Source organism: Maribacter algarum (ex Zhang et al. 2020), from assembly GCF_005885635.1.
Lineage (GTDB): Bacteria > Bacteroidota > Bacteroidia > Flavobacteriales > Flavobacteriaceae > Maribacter_C > Maribacter_C algarum.
In genome coordinates, this window is record NZ_VATY01000003.1 from 242,164 (window position 1) to 265,841 (window position 23,678).

The 23,678-nt window shown below is 37.5% G+C and carries 28 protein-coding genes; 16 read left to right on the forward strand and 12 right to left on the reverse strand.

From position 1 onward, the window contains the following. Positions 1–127: 127 nt before the first annotated feature. From msrB to FEE95_RS14805, 7 genes are all read left to right on the forward strand, one after another. On the forward strand, positions 128–628 hold the full coding sequence (gene msrB, locus FEE95_RS14775; RefSeq protein WP_138658776.1) for a peptide-methionine (R)-S-oxide reductase MsrB: 501 nt from the start codon (positions 128–130) through the stop codon (positions 626–628). Positions 629–739: 111 nt separating this feature from the next. Continuing rightward, positions 740–1,270, forward strand: coding sequence for a DUF1572 family protein (locus FEE95_RS14780; RefSeq protein WP_138658777.1), 531 nt, complete (start codon positions 740–742; stop codon positions 1,268–1,270). 155 nt (positions 1,271–1,425) lie between these two features. Further along, a complete protein-coding gene (gene lpdA, locus FEE95_RS14785; protein ID WP_138658778.1) occupies positions 1,426–2,817 on the forward strand; it encodes a dihydrolipoyl dehydrogenase in 1,392 nt (463 codons plus the stop codon). Between the two features lies 1 nt (position 2,818). After that, the gene (locus FEE95_RS14790) at positions 2,819–3,373 is read left to right on the forward strand and encodes a PepSY-associated TM helix domain-containing protein (RefSeq protein WP_138658779.1); all 555 of its coding nucleotides are present in this window, start codon (positions 2,819–2,821) and stop codon (positions 3,371–3,373) included. 10 nt (positions 3,374–3,383) lie between these two features. Continuing rightward, complete coding sequence (locus FEE95_RS14795; RefSeq protein ID WP_138658780.1) at positions 3,384–3,683, forward strand: DUF3817 domain-containing protein; 300 nt, start codon at positions 3,384–3,386, stop codon at positions 3,681–3,683. A 42-nt stretch (positions 3,684–3,725) separates the two neighbouring features. Beyond that, positions 3,726–4,415, forward strand: a complete 690-nt coding sequence (locus tag FEE95_RS14800) for a hypothetical protein (RefSeq protein WP_138658781.1) — start codon at positions 3,726–3,728, stop codon at positions 4,413–4,415. Positions 4,416–4,459: 44 nt separating this feature from the next. Beyond that, positions 4,460–4,714: a hypothetical protein gene (locus FEE95_RS14805; RefSeq protein ID WP_171037054.1), complete on the forward strand. Its 255-nt coding sequence runs from the start codon at positions 4,460–4,462 to the stop codon at positions 4,712–4,714. Here the strand turns inward: FEE95_RS14805 and FEE95_RS14810 are convergent. The 6 genes from FEE95_RS14810 to FEE95_RS14835 form a co-directional block, all read right to left on the reverse strand. Beyond that, a complete protein-coding gene (locus FEE95_RS14810; RefSeq protein WP_138658783.1) occupies positions 4,711–5,883 on the reverse strand; it encodes a PQQ-dependent sugar dehydrogenase in 1,173 nt (390 codons plus the stop codon). The two genes, FEE95_RS14805 and FEE95_RS14810, sit on opposite strands and share 4 nt — an antisense overlap. 80 nt (positions 5,884–5,963) lie before the next feature. Beyond that, a complete protein-coding gene (locus FEE95_RS14815) occupies positions 5,964–6,422 on the reverse strand; it encodes a DUF1569 domain-containing protein (protein WP_138658784.1) in 459 nt (152 codons plus the stop codon). Between the two features lie 72 nt (positions 6,423–6,494). Then, complete coding sequence (aroQ, locus tag FEE95_RS14820) at positions 6,495–6,908, reverse strand: type II 3-dehydroquinate dehydratase (RefSeq protein WP_138658785.1); 414 nt, start codon at positions 6,906–6,908, stop codon at positions 6,495–6,497. 82 nt (positions 6,909–6,990) lie between these two features. Further along, entirely contained in the window at positions 6,991–7,518 is a 528-nt protein-coding gene (locus FEE95_RS14825; protein ID WP_138658786.1) for a hypothetical protein, read from the reverse strand. 195 nt (positions 7,519–7,713) lie between these two features. Continuing rightward, the gene (locus tag FEE95_RS14830) at positions 7,714–8,301 is read right to left on the reverse strand and encodes a porin family protein (RefSeq protein ID WP_138658787.1); all 588 of its coding nucleotides are present in this window, start codon (positions 8,299–8,301) and stop codon (positions 7,714–7,716) included. Positions 8,302–8,360: 59 nt separating this feature from the next. Then, on the reverse strand, positions 8,361–8,942 hold the full coding sequence (locus tag FEE95_RS14835) for a porin family protein (RefSeq protein WP_138658788.1): 582 nt from the start codon (positions 8,940–8,942) through the stop codon (positions 8,361–8,363). A gap of 164 nt (positions 8,943–9,106) precedes the next feature. On the opposite strand from FEE95_RS14835, the gene xerD reads away from it, so the two are divergent. After that, entirely contained in the window at positions 9,107–10,009 is a 903-nt protein-coding gene (xerD, locus tag FEE95_RS14840) for a site-specific tyrosine recombinase XerD (RefSeq protein WP_138658789.1), read from the forward strand. 6 nt (positions 10,010–10,015) lie between these two features. Here the strand turns inward: xerD and FEE95_RS14845 are convergent, their stop codons facing one another. After that, on the reverse strand, positions 10,016–10,516 hold the full coding sequence (locus FEE95_RS14845; RefSeq protein WP_138658790.1) for a hypothetical protein: 501 nt from the start codon (positions 10,514–10,516) through the stop codon (positions 10,016–10,018). Positions 10,517–10,768: 252 nt separating this feature from the next. Between FEE95_RS14845 and FEE95_RS14850 the strand changes: the two genes are divergently transcribed. The 5 genes from FEE95_RS14850 (at position 10,769) to FEE95_RS14870 (ending at position 16,098) form a co-directional block, all read left to right on the forward strand. Further along, on the forward strand, positions 10,769–12,463 hold the full coding sequence (locus FEE95_RS14850) for a glycoside hydrolase family 13 protein (RefSeq protein WP_238474590.1): 1,695 nt from the start codon (positions 10,769–10,771) through the stop codon (positions 12,461–12,463). 63 nt (positions 12,464–12,526) lie between these two features. After that, the gene (locus tag FEE95_RS14855) at positions 12,527–13,342 is read left to right on the forward strand and encodes a carcinine hydrolase/isopenicillin-N N-acyltransferase family protein (RefSeq protein WP_171037055.1); all 816 of its coding nucleotides are present in this window, start codon (positions 12,527–12,529) and stop codon (positions 13,340–13,342) included. Between the two features lie 22 nt (positions 13,343–13,364). Further along, complete coding sequence (locus FEE95_RS14860; RefSeq protein WP_138658792.1) at positions 13,365–14,792, forward strand: amidohydrolase; 1,428 nt, start codon at positions 13,365–13,367, stop codon at positions 14,790–14,792. A 150-nt stretch (positions 14,793–14,942) separates the two neighbouring features. Then, positions 14,943–15,437 (forward strand): RNA polymerase sigma factor, encoded by a 495-nt coding sequence (locus FEE95_RS14865; RefSeq protein WP_138658793.1) that lies wholly within the window; start codon positions 14,943–14,945, stop codon positions 15,435–15,437. A 7-nt stretch (positions 15,438–15,444) separates the two neighbouring features. Further along, positions 15,445–16,098, forward strand: a complete 654-nt coding sequence (locus FEE95_RS14870; protein WP_138659197.1) for a hypothetical protein — start codon at positions 15,445–15,447, stop codon at positions 16,096–16,098. Here the strand turns inward: FEE95_RS14870 and FEE95_RS14875 are convergent. Both FEE95_RS14875 and FEE95_RS14880 read right to left on the reverse strand, forming a co-directional pair. After that, complete coding sequence (locus FEE95_RS14875) at positions 16,095–16,904, reverse strand: lysophospholipid acyltransferase family protein (RefSeq protein WP_138658794.1); 810 nt, start codon at positions 16,902–16,904, stop codon at positions 16,095–16,097. The genes FEE95_RS14870 and FEE95_RS14875 overlap by 4 nt on opposite strands. 50 nt (positions 16,905–16,954) lie before the next feature. Further along, positions 16,955–17,596, reverse strand: coding sequence for an NUDIX hydrolase (locus tag FEE95_RS14880; RefSeq protein ID WP_138658795.1), 642 nt, complete (start codon positions 17,594–17,596; stop codon positions 16,955–16,957). Here FEE95_RS14880 and FEE95_RS14885 point away from each other — a divergent pair. Then, positions 17,595–18,311, forward strand: a complete 717-nt coding sequence (locus FEE95_RS14885; RefSeq protein WP_138658796.1) for a peptidylprolyl isomerase — start codon at positions 17,595–17,597, stop codon at positions 18,309–18,311. The two genes, FEE95_RS14880 and FEE95_RS14885, sit on opposite strands and share 2 nt — an antisense overlap. A 47-nt stretch (positions 18,312–18,358) precedes the next feature. Here FEE95_RS14885 and FEE95_RS14890 read toward each other — a convergent pair whose 3' ends face one another. Further along, positions 18,359–18,964 (reverse strand): trimeric intracellular cation channel family protein, encoded by a 606-nt coding sequence (locus FEE95_RS14890; RefSeq protein ID WP_138658797.1) that lies wholly within the window; start codon positions 18,962–18,964, stop codon positions 18,359–18,361. A gap of 234 nt (positions 18,965–19,198) precedes the next feature. On the opposite strand from FEE95_RS14890, the gene ggt reads away from it, so the two are divergent. Both ggt and FEE95_RS14900 read left to right on the forward strand, forming a co-directional pair. Continuing rightward, positions 19,199–20,893: a gamma-glutamyltransferase gene (ggt, locus tag FEE95_RS14895; RefSeq protein WP_138658798.1), complete on the forward strand. Its 1,695-nt coding sequence runs from the start codon at positions 19,199–19,201 to the stop codon at positions 20,891–20,893. Positions 20,894–20,949: 56 nt separating this feature from the next. Then, the gene (locus tag FEE95_RS14900; RefSeq protein WP_138658799.1) at positions 20,950–21,888 is read left to right on the forward strand and encodes a hypothetical protein; all 939 of its coding nucleotides are present in this window, start codon (positions 20,950–20,952) and stop codon (positions 21,886–21,888) included. A 15-nt stretch (positions 21,889–21,903) separates the two neighbouring features. Here the strand turns inward: FEE95_RS14900 and FEE95_RS14905 are convergent, their stop codons facing one another. Further along, positions 21,904–22,329, reverse strand: coding sequence for a hypothetical protein (locus FEE95_RS14905; protein ID WP_138658800.1), 426 nt, complete (start codon positions 22,327–22,329; stop codon positions 21,904–21,906). 161 nt (positions 22,330–22,490) lie between these two features. Next, positions 22,491–23,540 (reverse strand): DUF6340 family protein, encoded by a 1,050-nt coding sequence (locus FEE95_RS14910; protein ID WP_138658801.1) that lies wholly within the window; start codon positions 23,538–23,540, stop codon positions 22,491–22,493. Between the last annotated feature and the right edge of the window lie 138 nt (positions 23,541–23,678).

Consider the following 23,678-nt stretch of genomic DNA (forward strand, 5'->3'; position numbering starts at 1 on the left):
AACATAATTGTCTTTTAAAAAACTTAAGAATCCTGTTTTCTCAATGATAACAGGATTCTTTAATTTTATGACTTCCTTAAGAAAGGAATAACTACATACTACGTCTGAACTATAAAATTATTAACTCATGCAAAAAAATATCGCCATTATTCTTGTGCTGCTTTTTGCAAGCTGCAAGGGAAACTCCCAGGAAAAGAAAGAAGTACTTGCCAAATCCGATGCAAAAGAAAAAGTCTTTGCTGTTACTAAAACGGAAGCTGAGTGGCAAAATCAATTAACCCCAGATCAATATTATGTCTTACGCAAAGCGGCTACGGAGAATCCTTTTACGAGTGAACTACTGGAAAATAAGGAAGAAGGGGTATATGTTTGTCAAGGATGTGATACACCGCTTTTTGAAAGTAAAACCAAATTTAAATCAGGTACAGGATGGCCAAGTTTTTACCAAGAAATTGAAGGTAACGTTGCTTATGATGTGGATTATAAAATCGGCTATAAACGTACCGAAGAGCATTGCGCTACCTGTGGCGGACATTTGGGCCATGTTTTCGAAGATGGGCCAGAGCCAACTGGAGAAAGACATTGCATTAACGGAGTTGCACTAAAATTCATCCCGGCAGAGAAATAATTTCAATACATATTCCCGAAACCTAAATCGGGTTCAAGATTCCAAATCCTAGCTTATCAAAGTCTAGAGTTTGGAATTTTTTCTTTTGACGATTTGTTATCTTCGAAGTATATGAATTATCAAGAAAACTACATTGAGAGTGCGGTATTTGAATTCAAACGATATAAAACGCTAGGGGACAAAACCTTTGCGCAACTTGAAGAAAAAAATATCCATTGGACATTTTCTGAAATAGATAATAGCATTTCCATTATCGTCAAACACATGGTAGGAAATATGCTGAGTCGTTGGACAAATTTCTTAACAGAGGACGGTGAAAAATCATGGAGAAATAGAGAAACCGAATTCAAGGATGCATACGCTTCAAAAGCTGAGATGATAGAAGCTTGGGAAAAAGGATGGAACTGTCTTTTTGAGGCGATAGCCTCAATCAATTCCGATAACTTTGATTCAAAAATCAAAATTAGAAATGAGGAACATACAGTTTTTGAAGCAGTTAATCGACAACTAGCCCATTATGCCAATCATGTTGGGCAAATTATATTTATAGGAAGAATGATTAAAAAAAGTGAATGGGTTTCTCTATCTATTGCCAAAGGAAAATCTGATGATTTTAATCGTCAAAGATTTAGAAAATCATAGTTCATCCCTCGCACTTCGTATTTCGCACTTCGTATTTTTCTCTTCATTTTTTATAACATTATTTTGGATTTTGTTACTTGCTTTTTGCTACCTGAAATGCGTACTTTTGCACTCGCTCCCGATAGCTTTCGGGTTGAACACTAAAAATTAAGTTTATGAGCAATTTTGATGTTATTGTTTTAGGTAGTGGTCCTGGAGGGTATGTAACCGCTATTAGAGCTTCTCAACTGGGTTTGAAGACCGCAATTATAGAAAAAGAAAGCCTCGGAGGGGTTTGCCTCAATTGGGGATGTATTCCAACCAAAGCTTTATTAAAATCTGCTCAAGTATTTGAATATCTGCAACATGCTGGCGACTATGGACTAAAAGCTGATGGCGTTGATAAAGATTTCGATGCTGTTGTCAAAAGAAGCCGTGGTGTTGCTGACGGAATGAGCAAAGGTGTTCAATTCTTAATGAAAAAGAACAAAATCGAAGTTATCAATGGCTTCGGAAAAGTAAAAGCAGGAAAAAAGATTTCGGTTAAGGGTGAAGACGGGAAAGAAACCGAATATTCTGCAAGTCACATTATCATCGCCACTGGTGCGCGAAGTCGCGAGCTACCAAGTTTACCACAAGACGGTAAAAAGATTATCGGCTATCGTGAAGCAATGACTTTGGACAAACAACCCAAAAAGATGATTGTTGTTGGTAGTGGTGCTATCGGAATTGAATTTGCCTATTTCTATAACTCTATGGGAACTGAAGTGACCGTAGTTGAATATCTACCTAGAATTGTTCCTGTTGAAGATGAAGATGTTTCGAAACAATTGGAACGTAGTTTTAAAAAATCTGGAATTAAAATAATGACTTCTGCGGAAGTAACGGGGGTGGATACTTCTGGGGATGGTGTTAAGGCAACTGTAAAAACGTCCAAAGGTGAAGAAATACTTGAAGCTGACATTGTACTTTCCGCGGTTGGTATTAAAACCAACATTGAGAATATTGGCTTAGAGGATGTAGGTATTGCTACCGATAGAGATAAGATTTTGGTAAATGATTTTTATCAAACCAATATTCCTGGTTACTATGCTATTGGTGATGTTACTCCCGGGCAGGCTTTAGCACATGTTGCCTCAGCAGAGGGAATTCTTTGTGTTGAGAAAATCGCAGGAATGCATGTTGAAGCTTTGGACTATGGCAATATTCCTGGATGCACCTATTGTTCTCCCGAAATCGCTTCTGTTGGTTTAACTGAAGCACAGGCCAAAGAAGCTGGACACGATATTAAAGTTGGTAAATTTCCTTTTTCCGCCAGTGGAAAAGCAAAGGCTTCCGGTGCGTCTGACGGATTTGTAAAAGTGATTTTCGATGCCAAATATGGCGAATGGTTAGGATGCCATATGATTGGGGCAGGCGTTACCGATATGATTGCAGAAGCTGTTTTAGGGCGTAAATTGGAAACTACGGGCCATGAAGTCCTAAAAGCCGTTCACCCTCACCCAACGATGAGTGAAGCGGTCATGGAAGCCGTAGCGGACGCTTACGACGAAGTAATTCACTTGTAATATGAAGTGGGAAAATAGAAATGTCCATAGAGATGTAGCCTATTTTTATATCGGGCTAATAATTGCTTTTTCTTTTTCAGGAATTATTCTGAACCACCGTGCCGATTGGTATCCGATGGATTATGCTTATGAGACCAAAGATGTTCAATTAGAACTTCCTTCGGATAAGAATGCGATTGATTCGGAAAAATTTATCAAAGGTATTTCTGAAAAGTGGGAATTAGATGCCGAATATGACAGTCACCGTATTCGAGACAACGAACTTCGTGTTTTCTATAAAGATAATATTGTTTTAGATGCTGATATCACTACAGGAAAGGGCGTTGTGGAATACAAGCGTAAAACACCTGTATTAGGACAAACCATGTTTTTGCATAAGACCACCAATAAATTCTGGATTTGGTATTCTGATATCTTTGGAATTGGTATGTTGATTATTGCTTTTACCGGAATGTTCATTATCACCAAAGGAAAAAACACATTTAAAAGAAGAGGTTGGAAACTAGCCCTTGCTGGATTAGTCTTTCCTATCATAATACTCATCTTATTTAGCTAAAACATCAGAAATGCTCAACCTTTTTAGAATCACATCAATCTTGGAAGGCATATCGTATTTGTCTTTATTTGCCGTAACCATGCCTTTGAAATATTTGGCAGACATTCCAATGCCAAATAAATATGCTGGTTATGCACATGGCGTCCTATTTATCGCCTACATCTTGATTGCCGCTATTTTTTGGTTCCAGAAAAAATGGTCATTGAAGAGAGGTTTTATATTGGTAATTGCTTCCCTCCTTCCCTTCGCTACATTTTATGTGGACGAAAAATATCTAAAACCCCTGAAATCAGGGAACGCTAGTACTTAGATTTGGTTGATATTTGCACTATAGAAGACCAAATATCAAATTATGTATTACCAAGTAACTGATTTCTACGACCCGATTGGGCAAAAAGAAATATCAAGTAAATGTCCTGATTGTGGAAGTCAAAATTGTCTAGAACTTCATTTTTATCAAAAGAGAATAGAAACCCCATTCTCTAAAAAGGTATCTAAAAAGGTAACCGGGGTTTTAGTATGTCGCAACACTGAAACTGAAATCTCACCCGTTCTTTGGACAAATGAAATCGAGAATTATTTCAATACTGAAAAATCAAAATTGAAGCTTCATTCGACCGGACTTAAATTCAACAAGTGGTTTTATTTCATTCTAATTGTTCCGACACTACTAATTCTAGGCGGCATTGGGTATTCTATGTGGGAGCATAATACCTACATGAATCAAAGCGCATCAATAGAAAATTCAGCTGTCGGTGATAAAGTGATGGTAATGCAAACCTTTTTAGAAAAGAATTCCACCAAAAGTTATGGAAACACTTGGTATCAAATTATTGGCATTGACTCAGACACAATTTTTCTAAAACAGCATGCTGATTTTAGCAATGAAGATGGATTTGATTTTGATTTAGAAGATAAAAATTTTACCGGGGAAACTATCAAAGCTTCTCTACCACGCTTTAAAGAACGAAGTGTCATGGGCTTTGATTATACGGATATGAAATTTTCAGGATATATTACAGATATTCAAAAGAAGGAATAAGTATGGAAAACATGTATACGGGAAAATCCTCCAAAAATCCAAATATGCCCTTAATTTGGGGTGCTTTAATGGGAATAGGTCTTATTGTCTTCGGAATTTATCTATACTTCGATTTGGCTGCTTGGGAAAATTCGAACGAAGAAATGCGTTTGAATTCCCTTTTGTGGTTTTTATACGACATAGGTGGGAAACTCACTGTGGCAGGTATTTTCGCATTAATTGGCGCCATCGTTTTTGGTGGCGGTTTCAAAAAGACCCAGGAACTAAGAAAACTGAAAAACGGATCCCACAAATCCTAATTTTCGACGAACTTGTAGATATTTCCATCATAAGCGCATATATACAGCTCGTTATTGGTGTCCGTCCCAAATGAAGAAATCGGCAACCTAGATTCAGCTAATAACTGGTTGTTTGTGATGTTTGTTTCTAAATTTGTGCTTAAGCCCCAGATTCTTCCAGAGATAAAGTCTCCATAAATATAGCGTCCTTGAAGGGAAGGTGTAGATTGCCCACGATAGACATAACCACCTGTAATCGATCTGTCGTTGTCACTTTGATCATACTCAAAAATTGGGGCAATAAAACCACCTGAATCACAAGTTGGGGAATCAAAACATTGCGTACCCTCCAGAGTATTCCAGCCGTAGTTGCCTCCATTTTCAATAATATCAATCTCTTCAATTCTATTTTGCCCAACATCACCTGCCCACAATAGATCAGTTTGTACGTCAAAACTAAAACGCCATGGGTTTCTTAGTCCGTAGGCATATATCTCATGTTGAGCAGACCTGCTCGTTACAAAAGGATTATCCGATGGAATGGCATATTCCAAACCGTTCTCGGTTCTATCCACATCTATACGCAATATCTTCCCGAGAAGATTAGTTAAATTTTGAGCGTTGCCTTGGGGGTCACCTCCAGAACCTCCATCACCAGAAGCAATATACAGATAGCCGTCTGGCCCAAAAGCTAATTGCCCTCCATTATGATTCGCAAAAGGTTGAGGAATACGCAGTAAAATAGTTTCACTTGTCGGGTCAGCTATATTTGAATTTGAACTTGAGACCCGAAAACTTGAAACAACGGCCAAATCTGCTGATGGTGTATAAGTGACATAGAAAAGTCCGTTTGTGCTATAATTTGGGTGAAAAGCTAATCCCAATAGCCCAAGTTCATCCCGACTTACAAGGTTACTGGCAATATCTAAAAAAATGTTACTTTGAGAAGTAACCGCATCATTGGCAAAAACTCGAATAACTCCGCCTTGCTCTACAACAAAAATTCTATCGGTATCATCATCAGGGCTTTGTAAATCAAGTGGTTTTGAAAAACTTAAATTTGGAAAAGCATTCTGCAATGTAAGACCTTCCTCAGGTATTGGATCAATGGGTTGACTATCATCTGAGTTCTTACAATCCGTAAAAAGAAAAATTAAGATAACAAAACCAATATTAAGTACTCTCTTCATAGCGCGGGGTTTATGTATATACGCAGAATCGGATAACCTGAGATATCCTTAAGCAAAACCCTCGTTTTTATGGGTAATCTTTATACGCCAAACTGGGTCAGGTGATGATCCAAATGTTTTGAAAACAGCGTATTCCATTCATTTTCTGATAGCGCACCAAAAGCATGGGATTCTTTGCCTTCAAAATGTGAAGCTCCCAATTGTTGGGTTTTTTGAATATGTTCTACTAGCCTTTTCTTTTCTGTTTCGAATTCTCGCTCATCCGTAATCAAGAACATGGGCGCTGTACGTGTATTTTTCTTGTAAGGCTTCGGTCCTACCACAACATTTTTAGCAAAAAGTTTAATCATGAATTTTTGAAAGCCTCCTGGTTTGGGATGCTTATCAGTGTAAACAAGTTCATAGGCTACATTACAATGCGCTAGCATTTGAGCAACATTCATCTTACCCCATTGCGGCTGGGTTTCTGGTGTTAATGAATTAATTCTAGAAACTGCTGCTTGCGATTCTTGTTCGTTAAAAAGGTTTTTCCAACTCATGATGTTTGATTCTTTGATTCCATTAAAGATAAAGATATCCCTTGTAAAATGGCAAATCAATTTGGAGGCTGGTTAGCGTAAGCTTTCAATAGCCAAATCATAACTCTGAAGTCCGAAACCCAGAATTACTCCCTTTGCACCCGAAGAAATATAGGAAACATGACGGAAATCCTCGCGCTTGTGGGTATTAGAAATATGGACCTCTACAACTGGGGTCTCGATGGCTTTTACAGCATCACCTATTCCCACAGAAGTATGGGTATATGAAGCTGCATTCAAAACAATACCATCGTATGAAAAGCCAACTTCCTGAATTTTACTAATGATTTCCCCCTCGATATTAGACTGGTAGTACTCTAAATCTATACCTTCAAACTTAGATTGTAAGGCTTCGAAATAATCTTCAAAGGTTTGATCACCATAAACTTCGGGTTCTCTTTTCCCTAAAAGATTTAAATTGGGGCCGTTGAGTATTAGTATTTTCATGGCTTAAAAGTACTAATAATATTGTCCCCTGAAAAGTGGAAAACACCACTAGTCCTAAAAGTCTTGAAAATATGCTAACCGTCTAAAAAAGAAATAAATACCCTAAAAGAACGGAAGAAAAAGTAACATCATCGTTTACAGCGAAATACGAGATATTCAATTCAGAAATTCCACCTCTTAGATCAATACCGATAGAAGGTCTATAATATAAAGCACCATCATTTCCTTCATTGATACCTACTGCATAGCCAATATCTGCTCCGAATTTAAAACCTACATTTTTACCAGGGTATACACGTAAAGAAGCACCTACAGGTATATATTGTACATTGGCAAATTCCGTTTCGGCAACCAGTCCATTAACCGATATACTTTCTTTTGAGCCAAAAGCATTAAAAAAACCAGCTGTAACTCCAACATCTAATAATTTAGAAACACCCCAGTGATGATATGCATCTACACCTAAGCCAAAACTATAGGCCTCAGAAAAATCACCTATTACAAGGCCTCCATTTACACCTGCTCTAAAATTCGTTCGATCTACGTTTCGCTGTGCTTGAACAGCAAACGCAGCAAAAATTAGCACTAAAGTCAAAATACCTTTTTTCATGTTGGGTTTGGTTATGGTTTGATTGAGACAAATCTAACTTCATTCCTAAACTCTTCCTCATTTTTGTTGTCAAAGCGAGTAAACCGTCATTAAAAACCAAGATATTGTAGGTCTTCTTTCAAAAACCGCTCAATTTTGAATAAAAAAATAGCCACTAAAAAGCGGCTATCCCTGTTATTTTATACTATTCTATTTTCAAAAGAAGTAATTGGCTCCTACCTGAAAAGCAAAGTTTTTGATATTATTTCCATCGAGTACCCGTGTGAGTCCAGGGCTAATCCTTAAATTAAAGTAAAAGTTCTCATTCATGCGGTATCCACCCCCAATATTTAAACCAATGTTCACTTTCTTCGTATCGATAATGGAAATATCTTCATCCCAATTGTCGGCTACTAGGAAGCCAACTTGCGGACCAAATTCAACGGCAATTTCATCTGTAATATGATATTTAGCCATTACAGGAATGTGCAAATAAACCAGATTTAGATTTTCCGCACCTATGTCTGCACCTTGTAGTTGGATAACAACTTCAGGCTGCAAATAAAAACCATCAAAAAATGCAGGAATCTCAGCTAGCCCACCAACATAAAAACCTGGTGTTGGCGTGATATCAAAAAAGTCACGTCCTAAAAAAGTTGAAAATCCAAATCCGGCTTTCGCACCAAACATCATATCTCCACTTAAACCTCCACCGCTCGCATTACTGGTACCTTGAATAACTTGAGCATTCACACCAGCAATGATGAACGTCATAAAGATAAAACTGCATAAGACTTTTTTCATAAGAATCGTTTTTTGAGGTTAAAATAAGATTTATTTGGGGGAGGACAGTTCTTAAGGTTCTAGAAAAAATAGGCAATTCCGATTGTTAAATTATTTGCTTTTCCTTTGGTAATTGAGCCAATAGCCCCATCAATACGATTTGTGAGTTCAACGGAAAACCTTGCTTGCGCGGATAAGTTTTCTAGAATTTCGTACCCTGCTCCAAATGCTATATCAACTCCTAAGCTATTTACTCCAATAATATCATTTGAATTAAATAAATCTTCAATAAGATTACCCACTTTGTTCGCATTGGTTGAAAGACTGAATTGTGGGCCCGCTTGAGCATATAAACCCTCTATGACATAATATTTAATCATAATAGGAAGTTGAATATATTCCAAATCCCCTGCTTTGGCATATACAAGTTCAGGTTGCACACCGAATTTTTCTCCAAATCCTAAGGAAGCAATACCTCCTACATAAAAACCAGTACCACTAGCTAATGTGGTATTTACAAGGTTAATACCCAAAGGAGCAACCTTATTATTTATTCTTGAAGTAATCAGGCCACCTGTAACTCCAAACTTAAAATCGTCTTGAGCTTGAAGTCCCGAAATAAAAAGAAATGATAGGATAATTGTAAAAAGTACTTTTTTCATTGTAGTAATGTTCTAGTGTTAGTATTCAAATATAAAAAACTTTAACCAGCAAGATGTATACCAAATACGTATTTCATCGAAAAAACCTTATTCCAAGGCTTCTCACAGAAAAATGACATCAACCTTTCTGGAATGTAAAATTTCTGTTTGTGTATCTTTAAAACATGAATTGGAAACTTGCTCAAAAAGATTACCAACACTATCTCAAAATTGAAAGAGGGTTGGCCGACAATTCTATTTCAAATTACTTATTGGATGTAGAAAAGTTGGTTCTTTTTCTAGAAAGTAACTCAATTACTGAAACCCCCATTCAAATTCAAAAGCAAACCATTCAACAATTCATTTATGAGATTGCAAAAATTGTGAATCCAAGATCTCAGGCACGAATTATATCCGGACTTAAAAGTTTTTTTAATTACTTGGTTTTTGAGGATTATCGAACGGATAATCCCATGGATTTAATCGAATCACCTAAAATAGGACGTAAATTGCCTGATACACTTTCAGAGGAAGAAATAAATGAGCTTATTAAGGCCATTGATCTTTCAAAACCTGAAGGAGAGCGCAACCGAGCAATGCTTGAAACGCTCTACGGATGTGGTTTAAGAGTTTCTGAACTCACTAATCTTCAGATTTCGGACCTATATTTCGAAGAAGATTTTATTAAAGTAACTGGCAAAGGAGATAAACAAAGGTTTGTTCCCATTAGCGATATAAATAAAAAGTATATCAATATTTACAAGAAGGAAATTAGGGTACACCAAACCGTTCAAAAAGGCTTTGATGACATTCTCTTTTTAAACCGAAGGGGAAAACAGTTAACACGAGCAATGGTGTTCACAATTATTAAACAGTTGGCTGATAAAATAGGATTGAGAAAGAATATCAGTCCCCATACTTTTCGCCATTCATTCGCTACACATTTACTGGAAAATGGGGCTGACCTCCGTGCCATTCAACAGATGTTAGGCCATGAAAGTATTACTACTACCGAAGTGTATATGCATGTTGACCGTAAACATTTGGCAGAGGTGATGAATAAATTCCATCCTCGAAAAACAGATTAATAAGTATCAGAAACGATATTTTCCTTTTAAGGTAAATAGGCTTGAGCTCGCATTTTGACCCGCAGCATTTTTATTGAAATTAAGGCAATGAACCGCTTCAATACTAAAACTGTTCGTAGGTTCGTATCCGACTCCATTCATCACTCTCACAGGCACGACCGGCAATCCGGGGCCTACCTTGGGCCTTTGTATTTGAACTCCTACACCGGAGAAAAAATAGACTTTTTTAGTAGGATACCATCTAACTCGATATGAGAAATCAACGATATCAGCGCTTAAATAAGAATCATAGAAACCTTGTAATTCTGAATACAAATTTGGATTCATTCTATACATCAAAGAAAAATAAGAATGCTCTTCATCAGTACCAAAATCAGCATAAGAAAATGCATCATATTCCCACCTAGATTTTGTTGCCGAATCTAAAGGAGGTTCTTCAACGGGTGATTGACCCATGGCCACCCAACTCATTAGCATTGTGCAAAAAAAGAAAAAGGGAGTATTCATGTCGGTTAATCTTGAATTAAACTTAGCTCAAAAACTGGTAAAAACCATTCCATTTAAGAAACCTTATCACAATTTTAACTTCCAGAGAGCTTTTATCCAATTTCCCTTTGCCCTAAAACATGAAAAAAGAACTACGACCCCAATTTATTGAAAAGTTCTTCACCTCAAACGTTGTAGTGTTTTTTTCCTGTTTATACCCTACAATTTTCCAAATGTTAAATGATATATTTAAGGGTCTATAGATATTTTTTCATGAAAAAAGACTTGAACCGCCACTGGTGGAAAGAAGGTATTGTTTATCAAATTTATCCCAGAAGTTTTCAAGATACCACCGGAACTGGTATTGGAGATATACAAGGCGTTATCAAACGTCTCGATTACATTAAGGGATTAGGAGTAGATATTATTTGGCTAAATCCTGTGTATGAATCCCCAAATGATGATAATGGTTATGACATCAGTGATTATCGGAATATCATGCAAGAGTTTGGTACTATGGCCGACTTTGATGAGCTCTTGGCAGGAATGAAAGAACGTGATTTGAAATTAGTCATGGACCTTGTGGTAAATCACACTAGCGATGAACATCAATGGTTTGAAGAATCAAGAAAGTCTAGGGACAACCCTTACAGGGATTATTACCATTGGTGGCCTGCCGAAAAAGGTATACCACCCAAAAGATGGAGTTATTTTGATGTTGAAGGTAGCGCATGGAAATACGAGGAAATAACTGATGCTTATTATTTACATTACTTTTCAGTAAAGCAACCAGACTTAAATTGGGAGAACCCCGAGGTTCGTAAAGAAATTTATGACCTAATGCAGTTCTGGTTTGAGAAAGGGGTTGACGGTTTCCGTATGGATGTAATCTCTTTCATTTCGAAGGACATGAATTTTCCTGAACTACCTGAATCTTATAAGGGAAAGTTCATCCCCTTCTATTCAAATGGCCCAAAATTGCATGACTATTTACATGAAATGAATCAGTCGGTTTTAAAAAAGTACGACGTGATGACAGTTGGAGAGGCGCCAGGAGTTAGTATTGAGCAGGCCTTGGAATTTGTAGATGAAGACCGGGAAGAACTTAATATGTTTTTTCATTTCGACTTAATGGAACTAGATCGTGAAGCTGGAGAACCTTTTTTGATGGCCAAAGAACCTTGGAAGCTTACTGAATTCAAAAAAATTCACTCCGCTTGGGATGCAGTTTTTGCTGAGAAAGGCTGGGGAAGTATGTTTCTTAATAATCATGATTTTCCTCGCAGCGTAAGTCGTTGGGGGAATGACTCTAGGACACATTGGTACAATTCGGCTACCATGCTACAAACCTTTTTATTAAGTATGCGAGGTACTCCTTTTTTCTATTACGGAGAGGAGATCGGAATGACGAATATCCGTTTCGAAAATATTTCGGAGTATCAAGATATCAATACAATCAACCGATACAAAACCGAAGAGCAACGTGGAGGAAATCTTGTGAAGTTTATAGAAAATGAAAAAGATGCAAGTAGAGATAATGCGCGTACCCCTATGCAATGGGATACGAGCGAAAATGCAGGTTTCTCAGAAACAAAACCTTGGCTAAAGGTAAATTTAAATCACCAAGAAGGTATTAATGTTGCCTCGCAAGAAGGGAAAAAGAATTCGGTACTGAACTACTTCCGACAGATGGTTCAGGTTCGCAAAGACCATCCAACTTTAGTGTATGGCTCGTACCAGCTATTATTGCAATCGGATGAAGAGGTATACGCGTATTCTCGAGTTTTAGAAAATATGCGTTATCTAGTTTTATTAAGTTTTTCAACCAAAAAGAAGATCAAAACCATAAATGAAATAGTTTTTGAGAAAGCAGAATTGGTGATTTCGAATGATGAAATCTATCCAACGAATCAAAACAATCAATTTGAACTCATGCCCTACCAAGCCTGTATTTATAAGCTATCTTAAACTTTAGTAAATCAAGCTAGTTGATTTTAGTATCTTTAAATCAACTTTAAAAATTGTATTGTTTTGCAAAGAAAGACTTTTGCTCTTTTCTTCTTCCTTTTCATTTCCATTTACACGGCAAAAGCCTGTGCAGTTCTTTACTACGTGGATAGCGCTTCAGGAAAAATATATGTAGCCAATAATGAAGATTATTGGTACGATACAAAAGCTTATATACAAATCGAACCAAAATCAAAACAGGGGCTAGCACGGCTATGGTATGGGTGGAAAGATTTTGCGCAAGGAGGGGTCAATGAAGCAGGATTGTTCTTCGATGGCGCAGTAACTCCAGAACAAAAAATACCTAAAACTTTTAAAAAGATAAAAGGAAACTTAGGGGATGATATTCTTGCGAATTGTACAACCGTTGATGAAGCGATTGCCTATCTTGAAAAAAGGAAAATAGGCCTAAAAAATGCACATATGATGTTCGGCGATGCTACAGGAAATGCCGCAGTTATTGAATGGGTAGACGGACAGCAAAAAATCATCAAGATTGCTAACAATCGATTGATAATGACCAACTTTCTATTAGCTGATAGTAACAAAGCGGGGCATTCATGCCCTAGATATGATGCAATTCAAAAAGAAATCGAACGCTTCGAAAAAGAAGAAACATCGATTGATTTATTAACCATAGGAAATACGATGGCTAGAGCCGTTCAAGTACCACAACAAAATAAGGATGGTAAGACAGGAGGTACTTTATATACCTCCTTCATCAATATTACAGATATGGAATTTGTTTTGGTATATAAATTAGATAATACTAAAATTACCAAACTAGTTTTGAAATCCGAATTTCAGAAGTCCAAAAAAAGAAAAATAGAACTCTTATAACAACCAACAAACTCCTTTTATTATGAAAAAATTACTATGTCTAGGCCTAAGTTGTATCCTATCCTTTACGGCAATAAATGCACAAAAGAAAAAAGAAGACGTCCTTAAAAAACTAGATAGCCAAACTGAAAAATATAGCACTATTGCCCAAAACATATGGGATTTGGCTGAAATGGGTTATCAAGAAGAAAAAAGTTCCGCCCTACTACAAAAGACCTTAAGTGATGCTGGTTTTACTATAAAAACCGGAGTTGCGGGTATTCCTACCGCATTTACCGCGGAATTTGGAAGCGGAAGTCCAATTATAGGTATTATGGGAGAATATGACGCGCTACCCGGACTTTCACAGGAAGCCGTGGCCGAAAAGAAATCGGCAGGAAAGGCAGCGGGCCATGCTTGTGGACATCATCTCTTTGGAACCGCTTCAACAGCAGCGTCTATTGCCGTTAAAGAATGGATGGTCGCCAATAAAACTAAAGGGACGATTCGTTTTTATGGTACTCCCGCCGAGGAAGGTGGATCTGGAAAAGTTTATATGGTTCGTGAAGGCCTTTTCGATGACGTCGATGTTGCCTTACACTGGCATCCTAGCTCGCAAAATGCGGCAAGTGCAGGTGCAGCTCTAGCCAATAAATCGGCCAAATTTCGATTTTATGGGGTTTCTTCTCACGCCGCTGCAGCACCACAAATGGGTCGTTCAGCGCTAGACGGAGTAGAAGCTATGAACGCCATGGTAAATATGATGCGTGAACATGTTATTCAAGAAGCGCGTATTCATTATGTTATTACAGACGGTGGTAAAGCACCGAACGTTGTGCCGGATTTTGCCGAAGTTTACTACTATGCGCGGCATAATAAACGAGATGTTGTCATCGATATTTTTGACCGTATCGTCAAAGCAGCCGAGGGTGCGGCTTTAGGCACTGGTACTACAATGGATTATGAAATGATCGGTGGCACACATGAATTACTTCCAAATCTGACCTTGCAGAAATTAATGCATGATAACCTTTCAAAAATCGGTGGTCTTGAGTATACTCCAGAAGAAAAAGCATTTGCGGATAAAATTGCAGTGAGTTTGGGTCAAAAACAGGCAGATTTGGCAAAAGCAAAAAACATACAACCGTATAAAACAGAAGCAAGGGCCTTTGGTTCTACCGATGTAGGTGATGTAAGTTTTACAGTACCTACAGTGGGTATGGGTGCTGCAACATGGGTGCCTGGCACTCCCGCTCATAGTTGGCAAGCCGTAGCTGCAGGAGGAACATCCATAGGAAAAAAAGGAATGATGGTAGCTGCTAAAACACTAACACTTACGGCTATGGATTTGTTTAAAGATAAAGACCTAGTGGCCAAGGCCAAGACAGAATTCTTAGAACGTCGAGGTGCAGACTTTAAATATATTCCACTGCTGGGAGAAAGAGCTCCGGCATTGGATTATAGAAATTAGAAGTTCAAAAGAAGGCACATCTATCCAGTTCAAACTCTAGAATAACTTTTTGAGTTTGAACTGGATACTTTTAATCGATCTTTTTTAATCTTCTTGTAACAAATCCAAAAAACATACTACTAACCTAACAACATCTTACCAACCTGTTACGTGAATAAAGAACTGGAACATCAATTTGTTACGGAACTCGAGAACAACCAGAACATTGTTCACAAGGTCTGTACATTGTATACGAATGACAGGGATTCGCACAAAGATCTGTTTCAAGAAATTACGATACAATTGTGGAAGGCATACCCCAAATTCAGGGGAGATTCTAAATTCAGCACATGGATGTATCGTGTTGCTTTGAATACAGCAATTACTTTATATCGTAAATCGAAAAGACGTATAAAAACACAAGATTATGAATCGGTTATTTTTAAAATTAAGGCCGAGGAATATGACGAAACTGAAGAACAACAGTTGAAATTGATGTACAAAGCCGTAAAACAGCTAGGGGACATTGATAAGGCGTTAGTTTTTCTATATCTGGAAGACAAAGATTATAGCGAGATATCTGAGACTCTTGGTATTACCGAAGTAAACGCAAGGGTAAAAATGAATCGCATCAAGAACAAATTAAGAACCATATTGAATCCGTAGGATTATGATGGACGAATTAGAATTACTAAAAAAAGATTGGCAGAAAAAGGAGGAGCATCTTCCTAAATTGTCTTACAATGAAATTTACACCATGCTATGGAAGAAATCTTCTTCTATTGTTAAATGGATTTTTTATATAAGTATTATCGAGCTCGTTTTTTGGATTGTACTAAATGCCGCTCCATTTTTTATGGATTCTTATCAAGAAAAATTAGGTGACATTGAGGATACATTTTCGATTACTTTTATAATCATTTCTACAATATTTACTTTCGGAATAATTCTAATTTTCATCTACTTCTTGTATAAGGCATATCGCAGTATTTCAGTGGTAGACAATGTAAAATCACTAATGGAAAGTATTCTAAAAACCCGAAAAATTGTTCAGTACTACGTAGGTTATAACATAATAATGGCAATTTTAGTGACCATTTATACGATTTACCATTTGTTTACCCATGACGAAAAAGTGATGAAACTTTTTCAGACCATTAGAGAAGAAGGAAGCGAGTTAAAATTTTGGTTGTTTGGTGCTGTAATTGTCGTTCTGGGTATGTTTTTCGTCGTGGGCTTTATTTGGTTGTTTTACCGACTCATTTATGGTTTTCTCCTACGAAAATTAAACCACAATTATAAAGAACTCAAAAAACTTGAAGTCTAACTTTTAGCACTATATCTGCGTGCCTCATTCTCTTCTTCGTAGGCTAGAAGTTCTTTCTCAGATATGACCTTTAAAAATGAAGGGTGTTGCTCAATGGCATACTCTAACTTCTCAATAATGGATTCAAACGACTCATCTTCATAGTCAATTTCCAAAGGTTCTTTGATTACCATTGACTGCAGAATGCCTTTCTTCTTTACCCGAAGTCCCTTTTTATCGAAAGAGCGACGAAACCCGTCTATAACCACTGGTACAACTACAGGTTTATACTTCTTAATAATATGTGCAGTACCTTTCCGCAAAGGCTTCCAAGGGGTGGTTGTACCCTGAGGAAATGTAATTACCCATCCATCTTCGAGTGCTTTGCCAATATTTGAAATATCGCTAAACTTCACTTTTCTGTTTATGTCTTTACCCTCTGAACGCCAGGTGCGTTCCACACTAATAGAGCCTGCATAAGCTAATATTTTAGTAAGTAAGCTCTTCTTCATGGTTTCCGCAGCGGCGATATAATACATGTTTAACTTTGGATTCCATATATATCCAATGTTGCGAATAGAGTCATCACGACCTTTTAAGCTGGCATTAAATACATGAAACATGGCAACCACATCTGCAAAATACGTCTGATGATTACTCACGAAAAGAACATTTGCATCCGGTAGATTCCGTATGACCTCAGAACCTTCAATTTCTAGTTTATTAAAACGTTTATAACGCTGATGGGTCATTATACCGAGAATTCGGATAAGCCATTTTTTTAAAAAGAGAATATGTCCAAAAGGATTTTCTTTAAATAAGCCCATATTTGGTAGTGAGGTGATTTTGAGTAATTGCAATGTACAAAATCTACTACTTATAACACTTGTTTTAGCAGCTCTTTGACCTCACTCAACATCATCGCCGTAGCCCCCCAAACAGTATAACCGTTTAATTTAAAGGCGGGTACAATAATATTTTGAGCATAAGAAGTAGATAAGCTTTGCTCAAAAAGATTGGCATCATCCAAAAAATCGACTAAAGATACCTCAACTAGTGCCTCTACCTCCTCCTCTTGTTTGACAAAAGGCTTTGGTTTTTCGTACAGACCGATGAAAGGCTGTACCTCAAAATTACTCGGTGGTATGTAAACCTTACTTAAAGTTTTAATAATAGAAATTTGTTCCATCGGAACTCCAACTTCTTCATTCGTTTCTCGAATTGCGGTTTCCTTTAAATTAGCATCATCCATTTCAAACTTTCCACCAGGAAATGCAATTTGATTTGAATGCACCCCTTTATAAGTTTTTCTTAAGATTAACAACAAATGCGTAACGTTCTTATTTCTAGGATAAAACAAGGCCAAAACTCCCGCTTTCTTAGCATGTTTGCGTTCGGGATTTGCCATCTCTAATTCCTCTAATCTATCCTTGTGCGCCATTTTAAAATGGGCAGCCTCCCCTGGTAAGGGTAGATTTTTTATTTTTGATACTTGTTCTGAAAAAAAAGTATAATCCATGTCATTTAATAGAGTCGCTTTCAATACAATAATACTATTATTATTTTTAGTAGGATGCAAGGAAGAAAAGACTATAAAAGTACCGCAAGAACCACAAATAAAGCTTGCTCAAGATTCTATTGACGCCATAGAAATTACTTCTGAAGAGAAGGAAGTAGAAGAATTCAGACTCAACGAGGAAAACTCCATTGAGTTTTTCTTCGATTACCAAAAAGATTTAAAGGATAATAAAGTGAAATTGACCACGAGCATGGGCAGTTTTATCGTTCAGCTATATGATAATGTACCGTATCATAAGGCCAATTTCATTTTCTTGACTAGACAAGGCTATTTTGATGGGACCCAGTTTCATCGCATCGTCGAAAACTTTATCATTCAAGGCGGAAACTCCGATGACGATGAGACTGCAAAAAAAAGAGGTAAACTCGGTAGGTACCTGTTACCACCAGACTCCAAAAAAGGCTACAAACACCATCGCGGAACTTTATCTATGCCCAGCAGTGAGATTAATAATCCCCACAAATTGGCGTCTCCTTATGAATTCTTTATCGTGGTTACCAAACCTGGTTCTTACCATTTAGATGGTGATTTTACTCCCTTTGGCAAGGTAATTCAAGGCATGCACGTAGTTGATAAAATCAATAAGGTTGAAGTGGGCAAAGGAGATTGGCCACAGAATAATGTCTATATTGAAAAAGCCGAGGTGATTCAATAATCAGTTGGCAGTAATGTCCTATTTACTTTAAACCTAGTACTTCCTATTTATCTCTTGTAAATATTCGGAAGTGCAATTTTAAATTTTACCGCCACTAACCGGGTTAGAATTGTTACCAAGATTGCTCCTATATATGCATATTCAATATTGATTGGTAATTGACGAAAAAGAAAATAACTGCTTGCTCCTAATATACAAGCTGTGGCATACACCTCTTTTCGGAATATTACTGGAATTTCATTACAAAGAATATCTCGAATAACGCCGCCGAAGCACGCGGTAATGGTTCCTAAAGCAATACACATTATTGGCAAAATATCCGCAGCCAGTCCTTTTTCGACCCCAACCATAGTAAATAGTCCAATGCCAATCGTATCAAAAAGAAATAGTGTTTTCCTAAAATATTTAAGTTGATTTACAAAAAGAACTGCAAATAGTACCGCACCAAGCACCACCAAAATATAGGTGTAATCCCGCATCCAAACTACTGGGAAATCACCAATAAGAATATCTCGTAGGGTTCCCCCACCTATGGCAGTAACAAAAGCAATAATAAAAACTCCAAATATATCGAGCTTCTTTTCCATGGCGACAAGTACCCCGGAAATGGCAAACGCGATGGTTCCTAAGATATCGATAGTTAGATAAAACATATACTAAAAATTAATGGGTCAAAAGTAAGTTTTGAACTTTATACTTGAGCTTGAATTTGACTTTTTTTAGCATCTGATCCAGATTAAAGAGTAATTGTGAATTAAGGTTTACCCCTATTTGGAAACCCCTTAATTTTTTGGTTATGATATGAACAGTTGAATATATCAATCTTAAATTCCTATCTTCATCCGTCAGAAGATTATATTATTAAGTGAACTCTAAACCAACCAAAAATGACCTTCTTAAAACCAGTCCTTAAGTCAATACTCCTAACCCTTTTAATAGCATTTACGGCATCCCTCAATGCCCAGACCCACTCCAAAAACGGCATGGTAGTTTCTTCTGATAAGAGTTCTTCTGCAGTCGGCGCTGCAATTCTAAAAAAAGGAGGCAATGCAATCGATGCAGCAATTGCTACGGCATTTTCGTTGGCGGTTACCCATCCATCCGCAGGAAACATTGGTGGAGGTGGATTTATAGTTTTTATGAACTCCGAAGGAAAGACCACAACTATTGATTTCCGAGAAAAAGCTCCGCTTTCAGCTACCAATGATATGTACTTGGACCAAGAAGGTAAGCTTATTGATGGTATCAATCATTTTAGCGCAAAAGCAATTGGTGTTCCTGGTACCGTTGCCGGGCTGTTTCTTGCTCATGAAAAATATGGTAAACTGCCTTGGAAAGATTTGTTACAGCCAGCTATTGACCAGGCTAAAAATGGTTTTGCTTTCAACTGGTCTTTATACAACGCTGCCAATTATTTTACAAAAGAAGGAAATACGAACCCTTTTATGGATAGTTATTTTAGAAATGAAAGCGGAGGGGTAACCCAACCCGATGAAATCTGGAAACAAACCGAATTAGCAGAAACCTTAATTCGAATTCGGGATAAAGGTCGTGACGGGTTTTACAAAGGAAAAACTGCCAAAATGATTGCTTCGTTTATGAAAAAGAACGATGGTATTATCACAAAGAAAGACTTGGCAAAATATGAAGCAATCGAACGCCAACCGATAAAAGGAAGCTACAAAGGCTATGATATCTATTCTATGCCTCCCCCAAGTTCGGGTGGGGTAGCTCTTGTGGAAATGATGAATCTAATGGAACTGGCTGATTTAAAAACCATGGAATTCAATTCTTCTGAACATTTACATTTAGTTGCCGAAGCAATGCGCAGAGCCTTTGCAGACCGCGCTGAGCATTTGGGTGACCCTGATTTTAATTTAAATATCCCTTTGGACAAGTTGACATCAAAGGAATTTGCAAAAAAGCGATTTCAAGGAATTGACATGACAAGAGCTTCAGTGAGTGACTCGACAAAATATGGAAGACTCTATGATGGTGAAAACACTACCCACCTTTCCACTATGGATAAAGATGGAAACGCCGTATCACTGACCTATACCTTAGAGTACAGTTTTGGTTCGCAAATGGGTTCCAAAGAATTGGGTTTTATATTCAATAATGAAATGGGTGATTTTAACCCACAACCGGGTATTACCAAAAGTAATGGCCAAATTGGAACAGCCCCGAATCTTGTAGAACCTGAAAAAAGGATGCTTTCAAGTATGACGCCGACCATAGTTGGGAAAAATGGAAAACCCTATTTGGTAATCGGAAGTCCCGGAGGTAGAACTATCATCAATACCGTATTTCAAACCGTATTGAATGTTTTGGAATTTGAAATGCCCGTAAATAAGGCAATTGAAGCCCTAAAAATTCACCATCAGTGGCTTCCTGACCAAATTGTTTATGAAAAGTATTTGTTATCCCCAGACACTAAAAAGTCACTTGAAGCTAAAGGTCATACCTTAAAGGAAAGAAATAATATGGGTGCCTTGATGGGGATTACCTATGATCCCGAAAAAAAGATTTTTACGGGTGCTTCTGATTCTTCTCAGCCTGATAGTGGGGCAGTTGGTTACTAAGGCCAGACATCTTTGATTCTTCGTAACTTTAGTTGAAAATCAACGTCTGACTCCATATGATGCCTAGATTGTTAGCTTGCTTAATTGGTTTTCTTTTTTTAATCGGTTGTGAATCTACTGAGGATACTCCTTCAAGTCCACCAGTTGATCATATCAAATATTTCGGTTTCACACTTGTAGATACCTATTGGGATGACCCGACAGATTCTGAAACCAAAAACAATTATAACGACGAAGTATCCGACTTCTCGAATATGGCCGATATTTTGGTGGTAAACCCAACGGACAATATTGTGGATAGGATGAAGGCCATGGAGTCTCTTCAAATGAAAAGCATTCTTCATCTGCATGAGCTCTTCTTTGAAATAGAAGGCACTAATGCACCATCAGGGACTGACTATCGTCTAAGAACTGACGCCCAAGAACGATGGGATATGTTTCTTGGCATCAACTCCTTATATGTGAATCAAGATTTAGTTCAAGCACTCTATGTTGGTGAAGAGCCTACCTGGAATGGTATTAGCTTTACAGAACTAAAAAAGGTTTCTGATTATGTTAAACTTACAATACCTGATATTACGGTTATGGTAGTAGAAGCTTATCCGGCTTTAAACGATTTTCAAATTCCGACATCTGTGGATTGGGTAGGATTTGACCATTATTTTATTAAAGATCCAAAAAACGATGGCACTTTTATTTCGGAATTGAATATTCTAAAATCAAAGCTCTCTGAAGAACAAAATCTGATTTTAATAATGGACACACATTATATAGATTTTGCACATGGCGACTTTGGAGGAATAGCCCTTGACGAAATGGCAAGTGTTGCGAAAAGTTATTTCGAACTGGCAAAATCAGAACCTAGGACCATTGCTATCATCGGCTATTTTTGGCCGAGCGGATTTGATGATGTAAACGCAATCGGAGCTAGACATATGCCGACTGCAGTTCGTGAAGAATACAGTAGAATAGGTAAGGAAATTACCAAAAAGTAATTGTGATTTGTAAAGTTATCTTTCAAAGGTCCGAACAAAACCATCGGCCGCTACACCATCATCAATTACCAAAGTACTCTTTTCATCTATTTCCAAGACACGGAATTTAGCACCCAATATCACTAAGGTTCGAATACTCTGTTGTTCGTCGAACTCCACGGCGTAAATACCTTTTAAAAGTCCTTGATTTATACTTTTAGGACCATCAGTGAGAATGTTTGATTCGACTTCCAAAGTGCTTTCATCCATCATAAAATTCCAGCTTACATCACCTTGATCATAATCCAAATCAATACCTTGAATTCCTCCACTAACGTTTTTCAAATGCCAGACTCCTGCTAAAGGGTCTTCAGATATGGTGTCATTTGAATCATTCGAATCATCACAACTCGAGCCAAACAATAAAACGACTACAAACGGAAGTAAAAACTTTGTTTTCATAAGGTTACGGTTAAATTCTATCTTACAAAGATGGGAAATTGATAGACTCGTTGCGCTAAAATTCAAATTTTAACAAAGAATTCCTTGAATTTCATTTGAAGGATTTAAACAAAAAACGCCAAGCAAATTGCTTGGCGTCTCATATATTCCTTCACCTAAGCTTATTTTGCTAACTGTCTTTTCAATTCTCTGTTTTGAGCCATTCTATACTTTAAGATATTTACATAACGTAAAGCTTCCTTTGTATCGTAATCAGAATAAGAACGTTGTGCCCAATCTAAGGCTTTATCCAAATCTCCATTGATTTCATTGATAATCGCCATGTTGTAACATGCACGACCCGCAATCTTTCCATCTGGGTTTGAAACTTCTTCCTTCCAAAGCTCGGCTGCACTATCCCATTTACCACTTTGGGCTCTTCGCATAGCGATTTCGAACTTGTCCGTTCCTTTTACGAAGTAGTCGCGTGTAACTCTCCGAGACTGAGGCGTGATACGTCTTGCATAATAATCACCAATATGACTACTGGTTTCAACAACAGCTTCTTTGCGATTCATAATTGCTTTAACCGCTTTCATTGGATTAATCCCTTGTCCGCTATTCACTAAGTTATTATTGAACGAATATTCATCCAAAATTTCCTTTGTTGCAGGGTCATATATTCTCCATCCATTTTGAATTTGGGTACGAAGTGTTAACGAAACAGCTGGCACCTTAGCTTTTATTCCTACCGGATTTGGTATCTCCATCTCAGTAGCTTGTACGGAAGCTTTAGTATTCGTGTCATAGTATGCCAAAGAGAACAAAACATCTACGTCATGCTCCTCGCAAATTTTATCTACTTGATCCCAAGTCAAGGCTGCTGGTAATACACCCAAACCCTTTCTAACTTCAGGAAGGTCTTCTAAAATAGCTACTTTATCAAAACGCTGTAAACGTTCCAATTCAGACTTTACCGAAGCTAAGGATGCTTCTGCACCATGCTTATCAAGATTTTTTCCTTCCGCGGTCAATATTTTATCAATAGTATCGATACCGTGATTTCCTTCGGCAGGAAGACTTCGGTTAATGATACCGATGTGTTGTACATCTGAAGCGATATGTACCGGAGCTGGTTCAACGGCACTCATTGTCAATTGGTTTGTAGCACTACAAGAAGCCAATAAAAGGCCAATGCATGCAAACCCAAATAGTTGGTTTAAAGTTTTCATAGGACGTGGGGTCTTAGGGTTATAATTGGCGAGCCTGTGTTTTTTTAGCTAACGCGCTTATTACCAAACAGATAATTTGTGCAATTATTGTATCAAAACAGCTTTTAAAATGCAGTTTTTATTTACTAGAATCCTAGA

Coding starts and splice junctions, on each gene's coding strand:
- msrB (WP_138658776.1), top strand. CDS start 128: ATGCAAAAAAATATCGCCATTATTCTTGTGCTGCTTTTTGCAAGCTGC.
- FEE95_RS14780 (WP_138658777.1), top strand. CDS start 740: ATGAATTATCAAGAAAACTACATTGAGAGTGCGGTATTTGAATTCAAA.
- lpdA (WP_138658778.1), top strand. CDS start 1,426: ATGAGCAATTTTGATGTTATTGTTTTAGGTAGTGGTCCTGGAGGGTAT.
- FEE95_RS14790 (WP_138658779.1), top strand. CDS start 2,819: ATGAAGTGGGAAAATAGAAATGTCCATAGAGATGTAGCCTATTTTTAT.
- FEE95_RS14795 (WP_138658780.1), top strand. CDS start 3,384: ATGCTCAACCTTTTTAGAATCACATCAATCTTGGAAGGCATATCGTAT.
- FEE95_RS14800 (WP_138658781.1), top strand. CDS start 3,726: ATGTATTACCAAGTAACTGATTTCTACGACCCGATTGGGCAAAAAGAA.
- FEE95_RS14805 (WP_171037054.1), top strand. CDS start 4,460: ATGCCCTTAATTTGGGGTGCTTTAATGGGAATAGGTCTTATTGTCTTC.
- FEE95_RS14810 (WP_138658783.1), bottom strand. CDS start 5,883: ATGAAGAGAGTACTTAATATTGGTTTTGTTATCTTAATTTTTCTTTTT.
- FEE95_RS14815 (WP_138658784.1), bottom strand. CDS start 6,422: ATGAGTTGGAAAAACCTTTTTAACGAACAAGAATCGCAAGCAGCAGTT.
- aroQ (WP_138658785.1), bottom strand. CDS start 6,908: ATGAAAATACTAATACTCAACGGCCCCAATTTAAATCTTTTAGGGAAA.
- FEE95_RS14825 (WP_138658786.1), bottom strand. CDS start 7,518: ATGAAAAAAGGTATTTTGACTTTAGTGCTAATTTTTGCTGCGTTTGCT.
- FEE95_RS14830 (WP_138658787.1), bottom strand. CDS start 8,301: ATGAAAAAAGTCTTATGCAGTTTTATCTTTATGACGTTCATCATTGCT.
- FEE95_RS14835 (WP_138658788.1), bottom strand. CDS start 8,942: ATGAAAAAAGTACTTTTTACAATTATCCTATCATTTCTTTTTATTTCG.
- xerD (WP_138658789.1), top strand. CDS start 9,107: ATGAATTGGAAACTTGCTCAAAAAGATTACCAACACTATCTCAAAATT.
- FEE95_RS14845 (WP_138658790.1), bottom strand. CDS start 10,516: ATGAATACTCCCTTTTTCTTTTTTTGCACAATGCTAATGAGTTGGGTG.
- FEE95_RS14850 (WP_238474590.1), top strand. CDS start 10,769: ATGAAAAAAGACTTGAACCGCCACTGGTGGAAAGAAGGTATTGTTTAT.
- FEE95_RS14860 (WP_138658792.1), top strand. CDS start 13,365: ATGAAAAAATTACTATGTCTAGGCCTAAGTTGTATCCTATCCTTTACG.
- FEE95_RS14870 (WP_138659197.1), top strand. CDS start 15,445: ATGGACGAATTAGAATTACTAAAAAAAGATTGGCAGAAAAAGGAGGAG.
- FEE95_RS14875 (WP_138658794.1), bottom strand. CDS start 16,904: ATGGGCTTATTTAAAGAAAATCCTTTTGGACATATTCTCTTTTTAAAA.
- FEE95_RS14885 (WP_138658796.1), top strand. CDS start 17,595: ATGTCATTTAATAGAGTCGCTTTCAATACAATAATACTATTATTATTT.
- FEE95_RS14880 (WP_138658795.1), bottom strand. CDS start 17,596: ATGGATTATACTTTTTTTTCAGAACAAGTATCAAAAATAAAAAATCTA.
- FEE95_RS14890 (WP_138658797.1), bottom strand. CDS start 18,964: ATGTTTTATCTAACTATCGATATCTTAGGAACCATCGCGTTTGCCATT.
- ggt (WP_138658798.1), top strand. CDS start 19,199: ATGACCTTCTTAAAACCAGTCCTTAAGTCAATACTCCTAACCCTTTTA.
- FEE95_RS14900 (WP_138658799.1), top strand. CDS start 20,950: ATGATGCCTAGATTGTTAGCTTGCTTAATTGGTTTTCTTTTTTTAATC.
- FEE95_RS14905 (WP_138658800.1), bottom strand. CDS start 22,329: ATGAAAACAAAGTTTTTACTTCCGTTTGTAGTCGTTTTATTGTTTGGC.
- FEE95_RS14910 (WP_138658801.1), bottom strand. CDS start 23,540: ATGAAAACTTTAAACCAACTATTTGGGTTTGCATGCATTGGCCTTTTA.